Source organism: Croceitalea vernalis, assembly GCF_031846405.1.
Lineage (GTDB): Bacteria > Bacteroidota > Bacteroidia > Flavobacteriales > Flavobacteriaceae > Croceitalea > Croceitalea vernalis.
This window is the reverse complement of sequence record NZ_JAVRHU010000001.1, coordinates 651,226-671,031: the sequence shown is the minus strand read 5'-3', so window position 1 is coordinate 671,031 and position 19,806 is coordinate 651,226. Positions and strand designations below refer to the sequence as shown.

Annotated in this window: 21 protein-coding genes; 8 read left to right on the top strand and 13 right to left on the bottom strand. The window is 34.8% G+C overall.

Annotated features, from left to right (window positions below):
* The 7 genes from RM520_RS02970 to trhO form a co-directional block, all read right to left on the bottom strand.
* A complete protein-coding gene (locus RM520_RS02970) occupies positions 1–516 on the bottom strand; it encodes a GNAT family N-acetyltransferase (protein ID WP_311384220.1) in 516 nt (171 codons plus the stop codon).
* Between the two features lie 339 nt (positions 517–855).
* On the bottom strand, positions 856–1,509 hold the full coding sequence (locus RM520_RS02965; RefSeq protein WP_311386915.1) for a CoA transferase subunit B: 654 nt from the start codon (positions 1,507–1,509) through the stop codon (positions 856–858).
* Positions 1,499–2,209: a CoA transferase subunit A gene (locus tag RM520_RS02960; protein WP_311386914.1), complete on the bottom strand. Its 711-nt coding sequence runs from the start codon at positions 2,207–2,209 to the stop codon at positions 1,499–1,501. The genes RM520_RS02965 and RM520_RS02960 overlap by 11 nt, the downstream gene beginning before the upstream one ends.
* Before the next feature lie 11 nt (positions 2,210–2,220).
* The gene (locus tag RM520_RS02955; RefSeq protein WP_311384217.1) at positions 2,221–4,551 is read right to left on the bottom strand and encodes a penicillin-binding protein 1A; all 2,331 of its coding nucleotides are present in this window, start codon (positions 4,549–4,551) and stop codon (positions 2,221–2,223) included.
* Positions 4,551–5,039, bottom strand: coding sequence for a gliding motility lipoprotein GldH (locus RM520_RS02950; protein WP_311384216.1), 489 nt, complete (start codon positions 5,037–5,039; stop codon positions 4,551–4,553). Before RM520_RS02950 ends, RM520_RS02955 begins: the two co-directional genes overlap by 1 nt.
* Positions 5,032–6,204 (bottom strand): PSP1 domain-containing protein, encoded by a 1,173-nt coding sequence (locus RM520_RS02945; RefSeq protein ID WP_311386913.1) that lies wholly within the window; start codon positions 6,202–6,204, stop codon positions 5,032–5,034. Before RM520_RS02945 ends, RM520_RS02950 begins: the two co-directional genes overlap by 8 nt.
* Before the next feature lie 95 nt (positions 6,205–6,299).
* Positions 6,300–7,337, bottom strand: a complete 1,038-nt coding sequence (trhO, locus tag RM520_RS02940) for an oxygen-dependent tRNA uridine(34) hydroxylase TrhO (RefSeq protein ID WP_311386912.1) — start codon at positions 7,335–7,337, stop codon at positions 6,300–6,302.
* Between the two features lie 266 nt (positions 7,338–7,603).
* On the opposite strand from trhO, the gene recA reads away from it, so the two are divergent.
* The 4 genes from recA (at position 7,604) to RM520_RS02920 (ending at position 11,163) form a co-directional block, all read left to right on the top strand.
* Positions 7,604–8,611 carry a recombinase RecA gene (gene recA, locus RM520_RS02935; protein WP_311384213.1) on the top strand — a complete coding sequence of 336 codons (1,008 nt, stop codon included), beginning with the start codon at positions 7,604–7,606 and terminating at the stop codon, positions 8,609–8,611.
* Between the two features lie 85 nt (positions 8,612–8,696).
* Positions 8,697–9,125 (top strand): hypothetical protein, encoded by a 429-nt coding sequence (locus tag RM520_RS02930; protein ID WP_311384212.1) that lies wholly within the window; start codon positions 8,697–8,699, stop codon positions 9,123–9,125.
* 20 nt (positions 9,126–9,145) lie between these two features.
* Positions 9,146–9,676, top strand: a complete 531-nt coding sequence (locus RM520_RS02925) for an RNA polymerase sigma factor (protein ID WP_311386911.1) — start codon at positions 9,146–9,148, stop codon at positions 9,674–9,676.
* A gap of 11 nt (positions 9,677–9,687) precedes the next feature.
* The gene (locus RM520_RS02920; protein WP_311386910.1) at positions 9,688–11,163 is read left to right on the top strand and encodes an outer membrane beta-barrel protein; all 1,476 of its coding nucleotides are present in this window, start codon (positions 9,688–9,690) and stop codon (positions 11,161–11,163) included.
* Between the two features lie 44 nt (positions 11,164–11,207).
* Here RM520_RS02920 and RM520_RS02915 read toward each other — a convergent pair whose 3' ends face one another.
* Positions 11,208–11,963: a lysophospholipid acyltransferase family protein gene (locus tag RM520_RS02915; RefSeq protein WP_311387387.1), complete on the bottom strand. Its 756-nt coding sequence runs from the start codon at positions 11,961–11,963 to the stop codon at positions 11,208–11,210.
* A gap of 135 nt (positions 11,964–12,098) precedes the next feature.
* Between RM520_RS02915 and RM520_RS02910 the strand changes: the two genes are divergently transcribed.
* Together RM520_RS02910 and trpS are read left to right on the top strand one after the other, a co-directional pair.
* Entirely contained in the window at positions 12,099–12,341 is a 243-nt protein-coding gene (locus RM520_RS02910) for a GlsB/YeaQ/YmgE family stress response membrane protein (RefSeq protein WP_311386909.1), read from the top strand.
* Positions 12,342–12,403: 62 nt separating this feature from the next.
* Positions 12,404–13,372 carry a tryptophan--tRNA ligase gene (gene trpS / locus RM520_RS02905; RefSeq protein ID WP_311384208.1) on the top strand — a complete coding sequence of 323 codons (969 nt, stop codon included), beginning with the start codon at positions 12,404–12,406 and terminating at the stop codon, positions 13,370–13,372.
* A gap of 230 nt (positions 13,373–13,602) precedes the next feature.
* Here trpS and dprA read toward each other — a convergent pair whose 3' ends face one another.
* The gene (gene dprA / locus RM520_RS02900; protein WP_311386908.1) at positions 13,603–14,706 is read right to left on the bottom strand and encodes a DNA-processing protein DprA; all 1,104 of its coding nucleotides are present in this window, start codon (positions 14,704–14,706) and stop codon (positions 13,603–13,605) included.
* A 104-nt stretch (positions 14,707–14,810) separates the two neighbouring features.
* Between dprA and RM520_RS02895 the strand changes: the two genes are divergently transcribed.
* Together RM520_RS02895 and RM520_RS02890 are read left to right on the top strand one after the other, a co-directional pair.
* Complete coding sequence (locus RM520_RS02895) at positions 14,811–15,764, top strand: HU domain-containing protein (protein WP_311386907.1); 954 nt, start codon at positions 14,811–14,813, stop codon at positions 15,762–15,764.
* 114 nt (positions 15,765–15,878) lie between these two features.
* On the top strand, positions 15,879–16,391 hold the full coding sequence (locus tag RM520_RS02890) for an acyl-CoA thioesterase (RefSeq protein WP_311386906.1): 513 nt from the start codon (positions 15,879–15,881) through the stop codon (positions 16,389–16,391).
* Here RM520_RS02890 and RM520_RS02885 read toward each other — a convergent pair.
* From RM520_RS02885 to lolB1, 4 genes are all read right to left on the bottom strand, one after another.
* Positions 16,388–17,035: a hypothetical protein gene (locus RM520_RS02885; protein WP_311386905.1), complete on the bottom strand. Its 648-nt coding sequence runs from the start codon at positions 17,033–17,035 to the stop codon at positions 16,388–16,390. The two genes, RM520_RS02890 and RM520_RS02885, sit on opposite strands and share 4 nt — an antisense overlap.
* A complete protein-coding gene (locus RM520_RS02880) occupies positions 17,001–17,735 on the bottom strand; it encodes a hypothetical protein (RefSeq protein ID WP_311386904.1) in 735 nt (244 codons plus the stop codon). The genes RM520_RS02885 and RM520_RS02880 overlap by 35 nt, the downstream gene beginning before the upstream one ends.
* 66 nt (positions 17,736–17,801) lie before the next feature.
* Positions 17,802–18,911: a murein hydrolase activator EnvC family protein gene (locus RM520_RS02875; RefSeq protein WP_311386903.1), complete on the bottom strand. Its 1,110-nt coding sequence runs from the start codon at positions 18,909–18,911 to the stop codon at positions 17,802–17,804.
* 115 nt (positions 18,912–19,026) lie between these two features.
* A complete protein-coding gene (gene lolB1 / locus RM520_RS02870) occupies positions 19,027–19,806 on the bottom strand; it encodes a lipoprotein insertase outer membrane protein LolB1 (RefSeq protein ID WP_311386902.1) in 780 nt (259 codons plus the stop codon).

Sequence of the window (19,806 nt, the reverse complement as noted above, 5' to 3'; positions counted from 1 at the left end):
TTATAATTCTTTTTGCATTAACCAATCTGTTTGTTCGTCAGCTCCAATAAAAAAGGGATGCGTTCCAAATTTTTTGAAATTGTTTCTCTTATACCACAAGATAGCCTTTTGATTTTTTTCCCAGACCCCAAGCCATATATATGTTTTGCTTTTTTGTTTTGCTAAAGCATAGACTTTGCTGAGCACTTTCAGGCCTATTTGTTTTCTTTGATAAGATTTTAAGATATAAATACGCTCTAATTCAAAGCCATCATTGTCTTTTATATCACTTTGAGCTCCGAACTCATTTACTTTAAAATACCCTGCGAGGTCATTTTTAAGAAAAACAAAATAGAAAGCAGAATTTTCATCTTTTAACTCCTTAAGCAATGCCTCTTTTGAGAAAGCTTTATTTAAATAAATTTTAAAGTCTTTAGGATTATTATCTGCTTTAAAGGCATTTGAAAAAGTGATTCTAGAAATCTTGATTAATCTTTCTAAATCATTTAACCCACAAAGTTCAAATGTTACGTTCATGTGAAAATTGAAAGTGCTAAAAATAAAAAAAGACCTTGATTTACATCAGGTCTTTAGTGTTTTTGTTGAGGTGTTTGGTTTATAACATAAAAAGTTTTCTAACCAATCTCATAACGCCGCTATAAAAATCATTGCGGTAAATCTGTATTTCTTCTTCAACAGATTCGTGGTGAAATTTAGAAATCATTGATTCTGGTTTTTGTAGGGTTAATTTGGGGTACTTTCTTAATTATTCCAAAATAAAACCAAACCAGGGAGCTAAAAAAAATTTTGTTGTGAATGAGTTCTAAGGTGTTGTGAATGAGTTAAATGAGTAAATTTATTTACTAATTCGACAAGCTAGATTTTCATTTCCGGAACATAATTAGGAATCGTTAGGTTACCTTCCGTTGCCATTTTTATCTCTTCTACTGTGACACCTGGTGCTCTTTCTAAAAGTAGAAAACCATCTTTTGTTACTTCTAAAACGGCAAGATTTGTTACTATTTTTTTTACACAACCCACCCCTGTTAAAGGTAGTGAACAACGTTTTAAAAGTTTACTTTGACCAGCTCTATTAGTGTGCATCATAGCAACAATTATATTCTCGGCAGATGCTACTAAGTCCATTGCGCCTCCCATGCCTTTAACCATTTTTCCTGGAATTTTCCAATTGGCTATATCACCATTTTCTGCAACTTCCATTGCTCCTAAAATAGTTAAATCAACATGCTTTCCACGAATCATTGCAAAGCTCAAAGCTGAATCAAAAAAAGAAGCCCCTGGGAGTGTTGTTATCGTTTGTTTTCCGGCATTAATAATATCAGCATCTTCTTCCCCTTCAAAAGGAAAAGGGCCCATGCCAAGCACTCCATTTTCACTTTGAAACTCAACACTAATATCATTTCTAACAAAGTTGGCTACCAAGGTTGGAATTCCTATTCCTAAATTTACATAATAGCCATCTTGAACTTCCTGAGCAATCCGTTTTGCAATTCCGTTTTTATCTAGCATCTTCTTTGGTTCTTAAGGTTAATTGCTCAATACGTTTTTCATATTTTTCTCCTTGAAAAATTCGTTGTATAAAAATACCTGGAATGTGAATTTCATTAGGATCTAAACTTCCTGCTGGTAGCAGTTCTTCAACCTCAGCAACGGTAACGCTTGCAGCACCGCACATACACGCATTAAAGTTGCGTGCTGTTCCCTTAAATATTAAATTACCAGCTTCATCACCTTTCCATGCCTTTACAAAGGCAAAATCAGCTTTAAAGGCTGGTTCCAAAACATGCATTTTTCCATCAAACTCTCTAGTTTCTTTACCTTCAGCAACTTCAGTTCCAAAACCCGCTGGTGTATAAAAAGCTGGGAAACCGGCTTGAGCCGCTCTACATTTTTCAGCTAATGTGCCTTGTGGAGTTAATTCTACATCAAGCTCACCGCTTAGCATCTGACGTTCAAACTCGTCGTTCTCTCCAACATAGGAAGAAATCATCTTTTTTATTTGTCGCTTTTGTAAAAGCAGCCCTAAACCAAAATCATCAACTCCTGCATTGTTTGATATGCAGGTAATATCTTTTATTTCCAATGCTACCAATTCAGCAATGGCATTTTCCGGAATACCGCATAGTCCAAATCCTCCTAACATAAAGGTCATCCCATTATCAACACCTTTTAAAGCAGAAGAAACATTAGAAACCGTTTTTTTTATCATGAGAATATCTTTTAAAAATCTAAATCATCTAAATCATCTTCAATGTCCAACTCTTTTTTCATCTCTTCAGCAATCTTTGCGCAATCGACATTAATAGATAATTCTTCAGGTTTTGCAAACTCTTCTTTTGAAATTCCTAGGGTTTCATTCTCGTAATTAGCCTTCATATATAAAGCCCAAATTGGTAAAGCCATGGATGCTCCTTCACCATAAGCACCAGATTTAAAATGCGTTGCTCTTTCTTCTCCACCAACCCAAACCCCAGTAACAAGATTTGGTACCATTCCCATAAACCAACCATCACTTTGATTTTGTGTAGTTCCGGTTTTTCCTGCTATTGGGTTTTTAAACTCATAAGGGTATCCTGTGATAATTTCTTTATACCTTGTTTGATTCTTACCAAAAGTATGCCTTAACCTTGCCCCTGAACCATATTCAGTAACTCCTTCCATCAAATTTACCATGGTATAGGCAACATCTTTGCTCAACACATCTTTTGTTTCAGGAACATATTCATACAACACTGTTCCGTTTTTATCTTCAATTCGGGTAACCATTACTGGCTTAACATAAACCCCTTGATTAGCAAATGTGCCATAGGCCCCAACCATTTCATAAACATTGACCTCTGGTACACCTAAAGCAATAGCTGGAACAGGAAGAATCTCTCTAGTAATCCCCATATTTTTTGCGATAGTAGCTACCGAACCAGGCCCAACTTGATCTATTAACTGTGCTGTCACCGTATTAACTGAATTTGCCAATGCATTTTTCAACGTTCTATTTTTTCCGGAATACTTTCCATTGGAATTTTTAGGGCACCATTTTTCCATGTTGCCATGTTTTAGAGGCTCAATACAATATTGAGAATCAGGTAAGGAATCACAGGGCGAATAACGTAATTGGTCAATTGCGGCTGCATATACAAATGGCTTAAAAGTAGACCCCGCTTGGCGTGTTCCCTGAATTACATTGTCATATTGAAAATGTTTATAGTCAACGCCTCCAACCCATGCCTTGACATGACCAGTTTGTGGCTCCATAGACATCATAGCGGTTCTTAAGAAAGTCTTATAATATCTAATAGAATCAAGTGGTGTCATGATAGTGTCTTTCTCGTAAGAATCACTGTTCCAATCAAACACCGTCATTTCAGTTTTTTTCTTAAATGAAGCCCTGATTTCATTTTCAGATTTACCTTGACCTTTTAAAACTCTCCAACGATCCGATGTTCTAATCGCTCTTTCGATAATGTTGTCTATCTCAAAAGTTTCTAAATCTAGAAATGGTGTAGTCGGATTACGTTCTGGAGTATTCTGCACAAAAAATTCCGCTTGTAGTTTAGCCATATGAGCTTCTACTGCATCCTCAGCATTCTTTTGCATTCTAGAATCAAGCGTTGTGAATATTTTTAACCCATCTTTATAGATGTTATATGATTCTCCGTCGGGCTTAGGGTTTTCTTTTACCCATCTATTTAACCAACGTTGCATGTACATTCTAAAATAAGTAGCAAGGCCCTCTCGGTGTGACTCTGGATTATAATTAAGGTTTAGAGGTAGTTCTTGAAGAGAGTCCTTTACCTGTTCATCTAAATAATCATATTTAGCCATCTGAGCTAAAACCACATTCCTTCTATTGCGTGTACCTATTGGGTTTCTGTGAGACCTAGGATTATAAAATGAAGAATTTTTGAACATCCCTACCAACATTGCTGATTCTTCCGTTCTTAATTCCATTGGTTCTTTTCCAAAATATATCCGCGATGCTGATCGTATTCCATCAGCATTGTTACCAAAATCATAAATATTGAAATACATAGCTATGATTTCTTCTTTGGTATAACTTCTCTCTAACTGAATCGCCAAAACCCATTCACGTATTTTTTGAAAATATCTTTTCCAACCAATAGCCTTTCTACCTACAAATAACTGTCTAGCCAATTGCTGCGAAATAGTACTGGCTCCACCTTTTTTTCCTAAATATGCCAAAGCACGTAAAAAGCCTCTTGCATCAATACCTGCATGTTTGAAATAGCGAACGTCTTCTGTGGCGACAAGTGCATTGATTAAATTCTCGGGTAATTGCGAGAAATCTACCGGCGTTCGGTTATCATCTAAATACAATTTGCCTAAAGTTTCTCCATCTGAAGAAATAAACTCAGTTGCCAAATTTGTTCTTGGATTTTCTAGATATTGATAATCAGGCATTTCTCCAAAAACGCCCCATGAAGCGAGTAAAAATATCAATACCACAGCAAGAATTCCGGACCCAAATAAAATCCAAAACCACTTGATAAACCTTTTAAAATTGTTTTTCTGTTTTTTCTTAGCCTGTGCCATTAGGGGGATTGTGTTTTTTCAATTTGTAGACCAATGTCTGTAATACCTTTTAATTCTTGAATACCACCAACGCTACCATTCTTTCGCATCGCATGTGATATTTTAAAATTATATACGCCAGAATCAGGAAAAACGACGTTTTCTCTAAACCACAATTTATTTTCTTTAATGCTTCCAGTGCCTTTACCTAACCAAGAACCATCAGGTAAAGCCATTTCAAATTCTAGGGTATCAATAACTATTTCACCCTTAGGAGATTCCATTGCAGTTATTAAGAAAAGATTGCTAAACTCATATGAATTATCATTACGAACATTAATGAAGATGTTACGCCTTGTTAACGAGTCCACATTGGCAAAACTAAAACGGAGGGTGTCCTTCATTGTCCAAATACCATTATTTAAACTTCGGTATTCAGAATGCTCCAAATTTGATGTACAAGCGCACACAAAAACTACCAACAGTATTATAAAAAACTTCTTAGCCATTTTTTGCCGTTGTATTACGATTTTTTGACCTCCTTTTATTGTTCTTTCTCTTGTTATTCCGCTTCTTGTTTTTCGGCTTGTCAAAACGGTTCAAACTATCTTGACCTACTACGTTTTCAAAAACTAATTTTTCTTCAGAAATAGTTTCAACAACATAACCTTCAAGGCTTGCTACCTTTTTATTTAACTTATTTAATTCAAGTATCTCTAATACTTGATCTTTATGCAGGGCATGCCAATTAGCAGGGTCGTTCTTATATGAAAACCATAACATTTCTTTAAAAATATCAGATTTCTGACAAAAAGCCACTCCTTTTTCTGTTTGTAGTTTAGCGTCTTGTGGCGGGAAATTTTTAAGCGCATCCAGATACATGTCTAATTCATAGTTAAGACAGCATTTTAATTTACCGCATTGCCCGGCTAATTTTTGAGGATTAAGTGCTAGTTGTTGATATCTAGCAGAAGCAGTGCTAACTGATCTAAAATCTGTAAGCCATGTTGAGCAACATAATTCACGACCGCAAGATCCAATGCCACCTAATCTTTGCGCTTCTTGTCTATACCCAATTTGCCTCATCTCAATACGAATACTGAAGGCTTTGGCCATGTCTTTTATCAACTGTCTAAAATCTACACGATCTTCCGCCGTATAGTAAAAAGTTGCTTTTGAACCATCTCCTTGAAACTCTACATCACTAAGTTTCATTTCAAGTTTTAAGGCAATTGCAATTTCTCTCGAACGTTTTTGAATTTCTTGTTCTTTGTCTCTACATTTTTGCCAAATATCAATATCTCTTTGTGATGCTTTTCGGTAAATTTTTGGAAGGTCTTTGTCTTCATAAGAAGTTTTTTTCTTCTTCATTTGCACCTTCACCAATTCACCTGTCAGGGTTACAATGCCAACATCATGTCCAGATTTTGCTTGCGTAGCTACAACATCGCCTATGGACAAAGAGAGATTTTCTGTATTTCTGAAGAATTCTTTTCGACTATTTTTAAACCGGACTTCTACGCAATCAAAGGGTTTTTGACCATTTGGCAACGACATATTAGAAAGCCAATCGAAAACTGTAAGTTTGTTACAACCATCGGTTCCGCAAGTACCATTGTTCTTGCATCCACGCGGCTGTCCATCTTTACCAGTTGAACAACTGCTACATCCCATATTTTATATCTTGACTTAAAGAAATTTTTAAGAATTTCTTTAAAAAGGGTTCATATTTAACTCAAAAGTAAAGATAGCATAATTTAAGTTGTCACTTATTGCGACTTTTTAAACTTTAGCACCTCTGAACGACCCTTTTTGAAAATTTTATTGCTCGCGTGCTTACCTTTTCTGAGTTTCTTTTGCTCTTCAAAAGGCAATTCATGAATTTCTTTGCAATTGTCCGAACAACAATTATTCATTTTTGTAGCGCAAGCCTCACATTGAATAAATAAAAGATGACAAGCTTCATTGGCGCAATTTACATGTGTATCACAAGGGTTTCCGCATTGATGACAATTAGCAATAACGTCTTCTGAAATACGTTCTCCCCTTCGGTGGTCAAAAACAAAGTTTTTTCCCAAGAATTTATTCTCTAAATTCTTAGAATTCACCTGTCTTGTATATTCAATGATACCTCCTTCAAGTTGATAGACTTGTTTAAAGCCTTTGTGCTTGTAATAGGCACTTGCTTTTTCACAACGAATTCCACCCGTGCAATACATTACCAATTTTTTATCTTCTTTATGATCAGCCAAATCTTCTTCGATTATGTCAAGTGAATCTCTAAAGGTGTCAACATCCGGAGTAATAGCATTTTTAAAATGTCCTATTTCACTTTCATAGTGATTTCTCATATCAACCAATACAGTATCTGGATCTTCAATGAGCTCATTAAATTTTTCAGCTCCCACATGAATTCCCTTATTGGTCACATCAAAAGTGTCATCATTAAGGCCATCGGCAACAATTTTATGCCGAATCTTTACTTTAAGTTTTAAGAATGATTTATTGTTTTGCTCAATAGCGATATTCAATCTTACATTTTCTAAAAATGTAATACTATCTAAGTGATTTTTAAAGACCTCGAAATTCTCGGCAGGAACAGATAACTGAGCATTGATACCCTCATGAGCAACATATATTCTGCCCAATACTTCCATTTCATTCCAATGAATGAAAAGATGATTTCTAAAAATTTCTGTGTTTTTTATGTGCGCATAAGTATAGAAAGAAATCGTTAGCCGGTCTTTACCTGCCTTTTCAATAAGTTCTTCCCTTTCTTTCGCACTTAATGTATTGTACAGTTGCATGCTATACCAATAGTTTTAAGTTGAAAATAAATGATTAAGACAAAAATAATGATTAAATAAAAAAGGCATCCTTGGGGAGGATGCCTTTTGACCACTACTTTTCTTTTTCATATTTAAAAGTCGTATCAGCGGTCTTGTGACTTTAAACTTAAAGTCATATGTACATTTGAATTAGCAATATTAAGATGTATGTATTTTTAATTGGTTGCGTTGGTACTTTAAAATCAAAAGAAGTGGTATTTTAGTTGTCTAATTTTTTTCAGATTATGAGTAACAATAACGAGGCCAAATTAAAAGCACTAAAACTTACCTTAGACAAACTAGATAAAACCTACGGAAAAGGAGCTGTCATGAAAATGGGTGATAGTGTAATTGAAGATGTTGAAGTAATTTCTTCTGGATCTTTAGGGTTAGATATAGCGTTAGGCGTTAGTGGATACCCGAGAGGTCGAGTTGTTGAAATATATGGCCCTGAATCATCAGGTAAAACTACCTTAACCTTGCACGCAATTGCTGAAGCTCAAAAAAATGGTGGCATTGCTGCCTTTATTGATGCGGAACATGCTTTTGACCGTTTTTATGCTAAAAAATTAGGTGTAGATATTGATAATTTAATCATTTCACAACCTGATAATGGAGAACAAGCACTAGAAATTGCTGATAATTTAATTCGTTCTGGCGCTATTGATATAGTGATTATCGATTCCGTAGCCGCACTTACACCTAAAAGTGAGATTGAAGGTGAAATGGGCGATTCGAAAATGGGTCTTCATGCACGTTTAATGTCTCAAGCTTTGAGAAAATTAACAGGCTCAATTAGCAAAACCAACTGTACCGTAATATTCATTAATCAACTCCGTGAAAAAATTGGGGTGATGTTTGGTAACCCAGAAACTACCACCGGTGGAAATGCGCTAAAATTTTATGCTTCTGTACGTTTAGACATTAGAAGATCTACGCAAATAAAAAGTACTGATGGTGCGGTTTTAGGAAATAAAACTCGCGTAAAAGTGGTCAAAAATAAAGTGGCGCCTCCTTTTAAAACTGCGGAATTTGACATCATGTATGGAGAAGGAATCTCTAAAGTTGGAGAAATTCTTGATTTAGGTGTAGCTTTTGAAATTGTCAAGAAAAGTGGCTCTTGGTTTAGTTACGGAGACACTAAATTAGGACAAGGTAGAGATGCTGTAAAAAACCTCTTAGAAGACAATCCTGAACTATCTGAAGAACTCGAAGAAAAAATTAAGGAGGCTTTAAAAGCTGTCAAAGAGTAAATTCTTTACATTTTATTTGATTAAATACCCTAAATACGCAACCTTAGCGTTATAGTCACATCTATATATTTAAGTATAATTGGTTATGATAAAGAAGGTAATAGTACTTCTATGCGTAGTAGTTATTTTTTCATTCTATGGTTGTGATATATCATCAGAAGAAAATTTTCAGTTCGTCAATCTCAAAATAGTATCCGTTGAATTGCCTGAGAGTTTTCAACAAAATGCCTCTCACAATATTCAAGTAACCTATGAAAGGCCGGATACTTGTACCTATTTTGAAGGTTTTGATGTATTTGAAGGAGAATTGAATACTAGAAGTATAGTTGCTATTGGCTCTTTTTTGGAGCAAGAGGACTGTGTTTTAATGGATGACGATATAACAGCTTCTTTTGAATTTACAGCCCTTAATATAGGCACTTATACCCTAAGATTTTATTCTGGTAATGATGCAAATGGCAATCCTGAATACTTAGAATATATAGTACCTGTTAGACCAGAAGGCGTAAACTAATTTAAACCTAACCAACTATTTTGAGTCTTGAAGAACTCATAGACAATTGTAAAAAAGGACGGCGAAAAGCCCAAGAAGAGCTCTATAGAAAATATTCTAATGTGCTCTTTGGTATATGCTTAAAGTATTCGCGAAATAAAACTGAAGCTGAAGATAATCTTCATGACAGTTTTATGACCATTTATGAGAAAATTGGTCAGTTTAATCATAAAGGTTCTTTTGAAGGTTGGATAAAACGTATAACTGTTAATACGGTTTTACAGAAATATAGAAAACAGAAACATTTAGATGTAGTTACAGAGAACTATGGCGAAATTATTGATGTTGAGGTGCAAGAAACGAATATAAGTTTATCAAGACTATTAGCTTATATACAGGAGTTGCCAAATAAATATCGCCTGACTTTTAATTTATATGTGATGGATGGTTATTCACATAAAGAGATTAGTGAACTGTTAGGTACCTCGACAGGAACGTCAAAATCAAATCTAGCTCGGGCTAGAATGATTTTAAAAGAAAAGCTAGAAAAAGAAAATATAAACATTGCTTAAAGTTTTTAAGGATGGAAAAAAATAATTTAGACAATCTCTTTAGAGATAAATTAAAAGACTTCAAGGAAGTGCCTGATGAAGGTGTTTGGAAAAGCATTGAAGCATCTTTAGAGAAAAAAGATAAGAGAAGAGTTGTACCAATATGGTGGAAACTCGGTGGCATTGCAGCGCTTTTAGCTGTTTTATTTTATGTGATAAATCCCTTTAGCGCCGACAAATCAATTGAAGAAACGATAATAACTGATATTCGGGATGATCAAACAATAGATGGTAAAGACGTTTTTGAAAATAATGAATTACCAGCTAACATCAAAAATGACAATACTACTGAAGTAACCAGTATTAATACTGAAGAAAATGAAGCCTATATTGAGGAGAAAGAAAAAACATCAGCGATTAAATCTTCAGGAAATGTTAAGTTTTTAAATTCCAATAGCTATGAAAACCAAAATCAGGCTGTCGTCAACAACAATAAGATTGATAATTCTAAAAATAAAGCTGAGGATAAACCAAAATTTTCAACCCAACAAATCAATGAAACTGTTGAAAGCAAAAGAAATGCAGTTGCCGAGATCACAAACAAGAAACCTGTTATAGAAAATACCTCGAATACTGACCTTTTCAAATCACAAGAACAAGTTGTTGAAAGTAATGTGACGCAAAAAGAAGAAGTAGAAGATGAAATCAAAATATCCATTTTTGATGCCATAGCTGAACAAAACCAAGATGAGGAAAAAGAAATAACTGAAAAATCAGAAAGTAGATGGGCTATGGGGCCGTCAGTTGCACCTGTTTATTTTGATGCACAAGGACAAGGTTCTCCCATTCACTCAAATTTTGCTTCTAATACTAAATCTGGTAATGTTAACTTAAGTTATGGTTTACAAGTATCTTATGGGGTAAGTAAAAAGTTGAGTATAAGAACAGGGGTGCATAAAGTTGATTTTGGCTATGATACCAATGATGTGGTCTTTTCTTCGTCATTGCAAGCTTCAACTAATGACCTTATTGATAATATAAGTTATTCTCAAGCCTCTCGAAATTTAGTTGTGGAGAGCAAGCCCAGAAGTGATGCTGCTGCTAGTGATGTTACTTCATCAGAATTTAATGCTACTAGCCCTGCTTTAGAAGGTCGAATGGTGCAACAAATGGGATACCTAGAAGTCCCTTTTGAATTAAACTATGCCCTTGTAGATAAAAAATTAGGCATTAACGTAATTGGCGGGGTGAGTTCTCTATTCTTAGTTGACAATTCTGTTTCTTTAGAATCAGAAGGGTTAGTTACCGAAATGGGGCAGGCAAATAATTTGAATGACGTCAATTTCAGCACCAATATTGGATTAGGTTTTAATTATGAATTTTCTCCAAAAGTACAGTTGAATTTAGAACCTGTTTTTAAATACCAATTGAACACATTTTCAGACACCGCGGGTCTATTTAGACCTTATACCATTGGTGTTTATAGTGGTGTAAGTTTTAAATTCTAAAGAAGTTGGTTAGTTGTCACTCTTGTGACAATTTAAAGAGCCTTTCAATTAATATTGGAGGGCTCTTTTATTTTTAAGGAATTCAAAATAGTTTCTCTCACCTCTTCGCGTAAGGTTGATGTATCTTCACTTCCAAGAATTCCAGTTTCAAAAAACTCATGTATTCTAACTCTTAGTTTACCGGGACCTCCACTAAAAAATGTCCAAGAAAATCGGGTCTTACAATCATAAAAGGTCATCGGAACAATCGGTATATTATGTGCAATGGCCATTCTAAAAGCCCCATCTTTAAACTTATCTAAAAGTACTTCTTCGTCAGGCACACCTCCTTCCGGAAAAATACAGATACTTAATTCGTTATTCAATCTTTTCTGAACACTACGATATACTGCCGTTCTGCTTTTTGGATCATTTCTATCCACCAAAATACAAACGCGCTTATAAAAAAATCCAAACAGAGGTATTTTAGCCAACTCTTTTTTTCCAACAAAAACAAAAGGATTTTTACTAACATAAAGCATCAACATAATGTCGAGCATACTTGTATGATTAGCAACCAACATATAGCTTTCGTTTTTAATTAATTCTTGTTGCCTTTGAATTCTAGGAGGACAACCCATACCGTACAAAATGGTTTTTGCCCATAAGTTTCTGGCTAGCCAAAAAAATTGGGGATAGGTCTTTTCAGAAATCGTTGTAATCAGTAAAAAGGGAAAGAAGACTACTATTGGCAATGCAACAAGTATATAAAACCAGACGCGGTAAAAAGTGTACCCAATGTTTTTTAAAAGCCTTAACACGATTTCAAAAGTAGAATATTTGATTATGAACTTGGCCAATCTTTTTGAATTGACTTGAAAATTTCTCTTTTTAAGACTTATTCTTCGAGAACGAAAAATTTCTATATTTAAAATCAAGCTTAAATAAATCTCAAAATGAACATTTTATATCCTTTAATCATTGGTGCTTTGACTGGGTGGCTTGCTGGTAAACTAATTAAAGGTGGTGGTTTTGGAAACCTCGTCAATATTGTACTAGGCATTGTTGGCGGAGTAGTTGGTAACTGGGTTTTTAAGAGACTTGCAGTGTCAATTAATTCAGGAGTTATAGGAGATTTGGTTACGGGACTTATAGGAGCTTTAGTAATTTTATTTATCGCTGGACTTTTTAAAAAATAACTCCTAATCACTTCTTTTTAATCCTTTACGGATTGTTTACATTTACGATTCAAAATTAGAGCATGGCAAGAATACTTACGGGTATACAAAGTACGGGTATACCGCATTTGGGCAATATTTTAGGAGCTATAATTCCGGCTATAGAAATGGCGCAAAATCCTGAGAATGAGTCGTTTTTATTCATTGCGGATATGCATTCACTTACTCAGATAAAAAATGGTGAAGAACTCAGAAATAACACTTACGCTACTGCAGCAACTTGGTTAGCTTTTGGTCTTGATGTTGAAAAGACTGTTTTTTATCGCCAAAGTGATGTGCCTCAAGTAACAGAATTGTCATGGTATTTGAGCTGTTTTTTTCCATACCAACGACTGACTCTTGCCCATTCGTTCAAGGATAAAGCTGACCGGTTAGAAGATGTTAATGCCGGACTTTTCACATACCCCATGCTTATGGCTGCTGATATCTTACTATATGATGCCAATATTGTTCCTGTAGGCAAAGACCAATCTCAACATTTAGAAATGACACGTGATGTTGCTTCAAGATTTCATGCCCAATTTGGTGAAACCTTTGTGTTGCCTGACACAAAGCTACAAGAGAGCACGATGTACGTTCCGGGTACGGATGGCGAAAAAATGAGTAAAAGCAAAGGAAATACTATCAATTTATTTCAAACAGATAAAAAACTAAGAAAACAGTTGATGGGTATTGTGACGGATAGTATACCAATGGAAAATCCTAAAGATCCAACTGATGATAATGTTTTTGCCTTATACAAGCTTTTAGCAACTCAAGAGGAAATTGAGGAAATGAGTGCTAATTATTTGGCAGGTAATTATGGTTATGGGCATGCAAAACAAGCGCTCTATGAAACAATTATTCAGAAATTTGAAGAACCTCGAGAAAAGTTTGAATATTATATGAACAATCTTAATGAGATTGACGATGCCCTAGCCTTAGGCGCTAACAAAGCTTGTAAAGTGGCTAATAATGTTCTTGATCGGGTTAGAGAAAAAGTTGGGTACTAAAAACCTTCTTTTTCATTGTAATAATTTAGATTATAACGAAAATTGACCGCTCGTCGACTTCTTTGTCCTTTTTAAGGCTTCAAATTTGACCTCTCGTTAAGGCTTGGCTCATCATAAAAATGCAAATCGATAGTTAAAGAACATATTTCTGCTGTTAAAAAACACTTCCAACTAGAAAACCCTTTCTGTCTGAAAACAATCGGTGAGTGGTATCCATAAAATTTCTAAAATTAGATTGCTTCGAATAATTTACCAGGTAACGGGCGAATCACACCTTTCATCTCCATATTCAAAAGAGTAGCAGAAACTTTGAAAATTGGTAAACCACATGCTAAAGCTACGGTATCCAGTAACTGTTTCCCGTTTAACTGCAAGTATTGGTAGATAGACTTTTCTGTTTCATCAAGTTCGATGAAAAGTTGTTTTTGAACTGGAGTTTTTTTCTCCTTCTCAATCTCCCATCCTAACAAATAAATCAAATCCGCTGCTGACGTGAGCATTTGGGCCTTTTGTTGTTTGATTAAATTATTACAGCCTAAACTATACCTGTCCGTTGAACGACCAGGAACAGCAAAAACATCACGATTGTAACTGTGCGCAATATCAGCCGTAACCAAACTACCTCCTTTTTCGGCAGATTCCACTACAATTGTTGCCTCGCTGATACCTGCAATAATTCGGTTTCGCTTTAAAAAATTTTCCCGTTCTGGATTACTAGAACTCCAAAATTCAGTCAAGAAACCTCCATTTTTCTCAATAGGGGCTCTATACTTTTTATGTGTTTTAGGATATATTTGGTTTAAACCATGCGCTAAACACCCTATGGTTTGAAGACCCTTTTCCAGTGCTGCTCTTTGGACATTAATATCAACTCCGTAGGCAAAACCACTAATTATAACGGGGTCTAAAGGAGCAATATCTTCAATAAACTTTTCACAAAAGGCCTGACCGTAGCTCGTAATATTTCGGGTTCCTACTACACTAACTATTTTTTTATCTTTTAAATCAATATCTCCAGATTGAAAAAGTAAAATAGGAGCGTCAATACAATGCTTTAATCTCTTGGGATAATCATGGTCCAAAAAATAGATACACTTAATGCTATTATCCTCTATAAATCTATATTCTTGCTCGGCTGTTTCGAGGTATTCACTATCAAAAAGATGTTTTAATGTATAACTGCCGATGCCATCAATTTTTAAAAGGCTTTCTTTTTTTTCTTGAAAAATTGCTGTCGCAGAATCAAATCGATTCAGTAATTTTTTAGCAATAACATCACCTATATTAGGAATTCTCTGTAGTCTTAGTAAGGCAATAAGTTCATTTTCAGACATCAATACTTCAACTTGAGTTTTTCACAAAATACACAAATTAGAATGTTAATAAAAAGTTATCTCGACTATTTTGTGGTTGTTCTTTTTTTGTAATATTTGCCTCAATGCGCGTAGAACATTACATCAAAGAATTACTGTATCGTTACAACTGTGTTGTGATGCCTGAATTTGGTGCTTTTCTTGCTCATTCTTCCTCTGCAAGGGTTGATGCTAGCACAAATACCTTATATCCTCCTACAAAGGTCATTTCTTTTAATGAGCAATTAGCTAAAAACGACGGACTTCTTGTTTCACACATTTCTAAGGCCAAAAAACTTTCTTATGAAGATATTCTTGAAGAGGTCAATGAAACCTCAAAAGAATGGAAACAAAAACTATTACAAGGTGAAGTCATAGACCTTTTTGGTGTTGGCAAACTAAAATTAAATCTTGAAGGTAAAATACAATTTAAGCCGGAGAACAAAATTAATTATTTGACCTCTTCGTTTGGATTATCCTCTTTCGCATCTAAACCAATTCTTCGTGAAAAATTGAAAGAAGAAGTTGAAGCAATTGAAGAGCGTATTCCTTTTATAATTACCCCTGAACAAAGAAAAGAAGGTTCGTTTAGACCACTATTGAAATATGCTGCTATTGCACTCTTGTTGTTGTCTTTAGGTGTTTCTAGCTATCAATTTTATAATCAAAATAATCTCCAACAACAATTAGTGGATAGCGAAGCTAAAGAACAAGTAGAACGACATATTCAAGAAGCTACTTTCTTTGACAATTCTCCAATGGAATTGCCTTCGTTGAATTTAGCAGTGACTAAAAAAGATTTTGAAGAGGGGCCATTGCATCATGTCGTGGCTGGTGCCTTTAGAATAAAAGGAAATGCTGATAAAAAAGTAACTCAATTAAAACAATTAGGGTACAATGCAAGATATATTGGTGCTAATAGATATGGCTTACATCAAGTATCTTATGCTAGTTTTAGTGATAATAAAGAAGCATTAAAATTATATCGCAAAATTAAGCGCAGTACTTCACCTGACGTTTGGATTCTTTCTGATAAATAAAAGCACCTTGCCCTTAAAAAGGACACTTCTTTAAATCAACTTCATAATTTCAAAAGAATAGAATTATCGATTAATATCGATATTTGACCCTTATCTTTGCGCAAAATTTCAATGATGCGTGCAAAAAATCCTAGTGAATCGAGAACTGTCATGACTGATATGGTTTTGCCAAGTGAAACCAACCCTTTGAACAATCTGTTTGGTGGTGAACTGTTAGCTCGTATGGATCGTGCGGCAAGCATTGCTGCTCGCAGACACAGCCGACGTGTGACGGTGACTGCCTCGGTAAATCATGTGGCTTTTAATCGAGCCGTGCCTTTAGGCAGTGTAGTAACGGTTGAAGCAGCCGTCTCAAGGGCTTTTAGAACCTCTATGGAGATTTATATTGATGTTTGGATGGAAGATCGCTTCACTGGAGAAAAAACAAAGGCTAATGAAGCTATTTACACTTTTGTAGCTGTCGATGAAACGGGAGTTCCAACCGAAGTGCCAGCTTTAGCACCTGAGACAACCTTGGAAAAAGAACGTTTTGAAGCAGCACTTAGACGAAAACAATTGAGTTTAGTGCTTGCAGGCAAAATGAAACCAACTGAGGCTACCGAGCTTCGAGCTCTTTTTATGGGTTAAAGCACATAAAATTTTAACCCGAACGAAGGAGCAAAAATTGAAGTATTCCCAAACACATCGTCGAGCTCAGAAGGGCGCTCAATAGACCAAAAATCCCAATTATTCTGAAGCCCTAAGTAAAAACCTAACCAATAATTCAAACGATAAGAGAAATTTAAGTTTGCCATTAAGGCGAAACCGCTATCATTAAAACGTCGAAAATCTCTTTCATTTCTTAAAGTAACACTACCTAAACCAATGGAGGCTTCCAACTGAATGTCCTTTTTTTTATCTAACAAAGAATACCCAGTGGTAACAAAAAAATGTGTCATGCCGCTAGCATCAATGGGCCCTACTAATTCTTGGTCAATTACTCTTCCTTTAAAAGCCTGCAATTGTAATCCTATCAATAAGTTATGATTGAGCTTAATCTGTGCCTCAATATTTACTCCGTTCCAGGTATCATATCCATCAGCAATGAAATTACTTCCATAAGCCAAAGGGCTTAAAAAACCTACCTTACCTTGCCCAAGTATATCATAATAATAATCCCCTTTATCTGTACTTACCTGTGCTTCCTGGGCAAACAAAGCGAAAGACAAAAGAGAAAAGAAGAAAATATTAAGCTTTCTAAAATTCAAATTCAAAAGAGCCTGATTGTTCATTGACAATAATTTGTAGTTGTTCAGAAGCTGTTATACCATTATTAATTAATTGATAATCAATAAGTATGGTGTCACTTTCTATGACCTTAAAAGTGTTTTCTTTGGTGAATTCTGTCGGTAATAGTTCATTAAATCCGCTATCTCTTCCGTCATCTATAAAATAATAATCGGATACTGGATTATTACCTATAATCTTTACTCCTCTGTTGTACTGCCAACTATATCTCAGAGTATCAGTAAGATTCATAGTTCTAGAGGCCATGAGTTCAAATTCCAAAGCCTTGTCAATAACTACCTCGCCCAAGTCATAAGTGTTATTATCTGTTTTTTCTCGATTTATGAAATTGATTATCAGTGGAGCGTATTCTGTTTGAAATGCCTGAGAGCCCTCAAAATTAAAAAGAGTGTAAATATTCGAAGCATTAAGTGGCTTTAATGCAGTGATTGCAACATCGCCATTATTATCACTCGATCCACTCCCGATTAATTCACCGAAATTATAATTTAATTGACCTTCTAATTGATAACCATACTCTCTACTAGCAAAAACCTCTACTGGTGTATTCTGAAATAAATTACCATCAGAATTAACAAGTCTAGCTTTTAATAACAAACGTTGATTGTCTTGAAACTCAATTTCATCTTCGCAATCAAAAGCAACTAGTAAAAGCGCAAGAGCGCAAACAAGTATTTTTTTCATATTTATTAAGGTACTAGTCTTAATTAATGGTTGCTCTAAATGATGTAAAATTTAGGTTAACAAAACCTATAATTGAAAAATCCAATTTTCTGGATTAAGCTTTTGGGTATCTTGATAAAGGTAGAATTTTAGGCTTGTAGCATTATTAAACCGATTGGTATATATTTCACCTAAAGGCTCTTTTGCACTAACTATGTCACCTTTTTGCACATAAACTTTAGCAAGATTGTAATACATGCTTATGTAGTTACCATGGCGCAAATAAACTCCCTTAACACCCATTTTGTTGGTCTGAATAGTAATGACCTCTCCTTCAAAAATAGCTCTTGCTTGTGCGCCTTTATCTGTAGCGATTGTCACTCCATTATTCTCACGAGTAATTCCCGGGTAAATCTTATCCTTATACTTTCCAAAGCCCTGACTTTTAATTCCTTTTTCTACCGGCCAAATTAGTTTCCCTTTATTGGAAGAAAAATTAGTCGCTATTAATTTTGCCTCTGGGGTTAAAGCAAACTTAGCAGAGCTTGCGCTTCCTGACCCTTTATTAGAGCTTGCTATAGCTGCTCTAATCAATGCATCTATTTCACGATTAATTCTCCGTGTTTCTTTCTTTTTATTATCAATAGCGCTGGTATACTTACTCTCATTTTGTCGTATGCTTTTTAAGAGGTCTTTCTGCGAAGTAATTTCCTTATAGAGGTCTTTTTTGACTTTTCTATTTTCAGACAATAATCGGTCTTTGACTTTTCGTTGCTCAACAAGATCACTATTTAAGTTAGCTAGTTTTTTTGTCTTATCAATAATGTCTTCACCTTGCTTTTTTCTAAACTTAGTATACTGCTCCATATATTGGAGTCTTTTAAATGCTTGAAAAAAGTTTTGGGAAGATAAAAGGAACATCAGTCTATTCTCTTGAGATTTGTTTTGATAAGATTTCTGTATTAACTCAGCGTACTCACTTTTGAGTAATTCTAAATCTTCTCTTAATTTACCAATACTACGAACATTGGCATTGATTTGTCTGTTTAATAAATTAGACTGCTGGTTGGTTACTCGGATAAGCTCCTGTTTGATATTTATTTTTCTATCTAAATCATCCATTTGCTCTAACACATTGCCCTTTTCCTTTTTTTCTGCAAAAAGCAATCTGTTCATTTCCTTAATCTCTTTTTGCAAGCGTGCCCTTTTAGCCTCCAAGGCCTTTTGCTCGCTTGATTGAGAAAAACAATTAAGGCTCACACAAAATGCCAAAAAGAAAAAAATGATATGGTTTTTGTGAGCCAATGCCATATTAATTCAAAACAATTTGTTTAAAACCTTTCGGTATTTTATAAGGGAAGTTCAGTTTTCGGTCAAATTCAAAACCTTTATATTCCAGTTCAATAGTATTCGTGCTGTCATCACTAATAGCTTCAATATCAACAGTATTAGGCACCACCTTGTTGGTCACTTCTGCATACGAATACTCCATTTTTAGAAACCTATTCTCAGATGGTTGTGAAATTTGTTGTTGTGAAATTTTAAAATTAGTTGGTTCTAAAAAGAATAATATTTTATATAACTCTTGCTGTTTTCTTGGTTTTAAATTGTACTTTCCATCGGCGATTGACATCGCATATTTATCATCTCTTAAATCAAGAACAGCATTACCAATTAATAAATTCTGCACTATTTGAAAATCAACTTCAGTCCCAAGAATATTACTCAAATATGCATAATCACCGTCAAAATATTCATTTTGTAAGCGGTTATAAAAAGAAACCTTTTCAGGCGTTATATGCGCCTTGACCATTCCTAATGGGGCACTTATCCAAATAACCTCATCCTTCTTCATACGCAGACTTACACTAAAACCCTGACTACTCTCTCCGTCAGAGTAATCTATTTTTACTTTTCCGCTTAATGTTTCAAAATCAAGTTCGTTTTGGTAATGATTTTGAATTATTTTTTTGGCAGAAAGCGAATTATCCAATTCCCCAGCCGCTATGGACTTAGTTGATTTGCAAGAAGCAAAAAGTATTGTTAGCGACAAAACAGCAATACAGTTCTTAATATTGGGGCTTAAAATCAT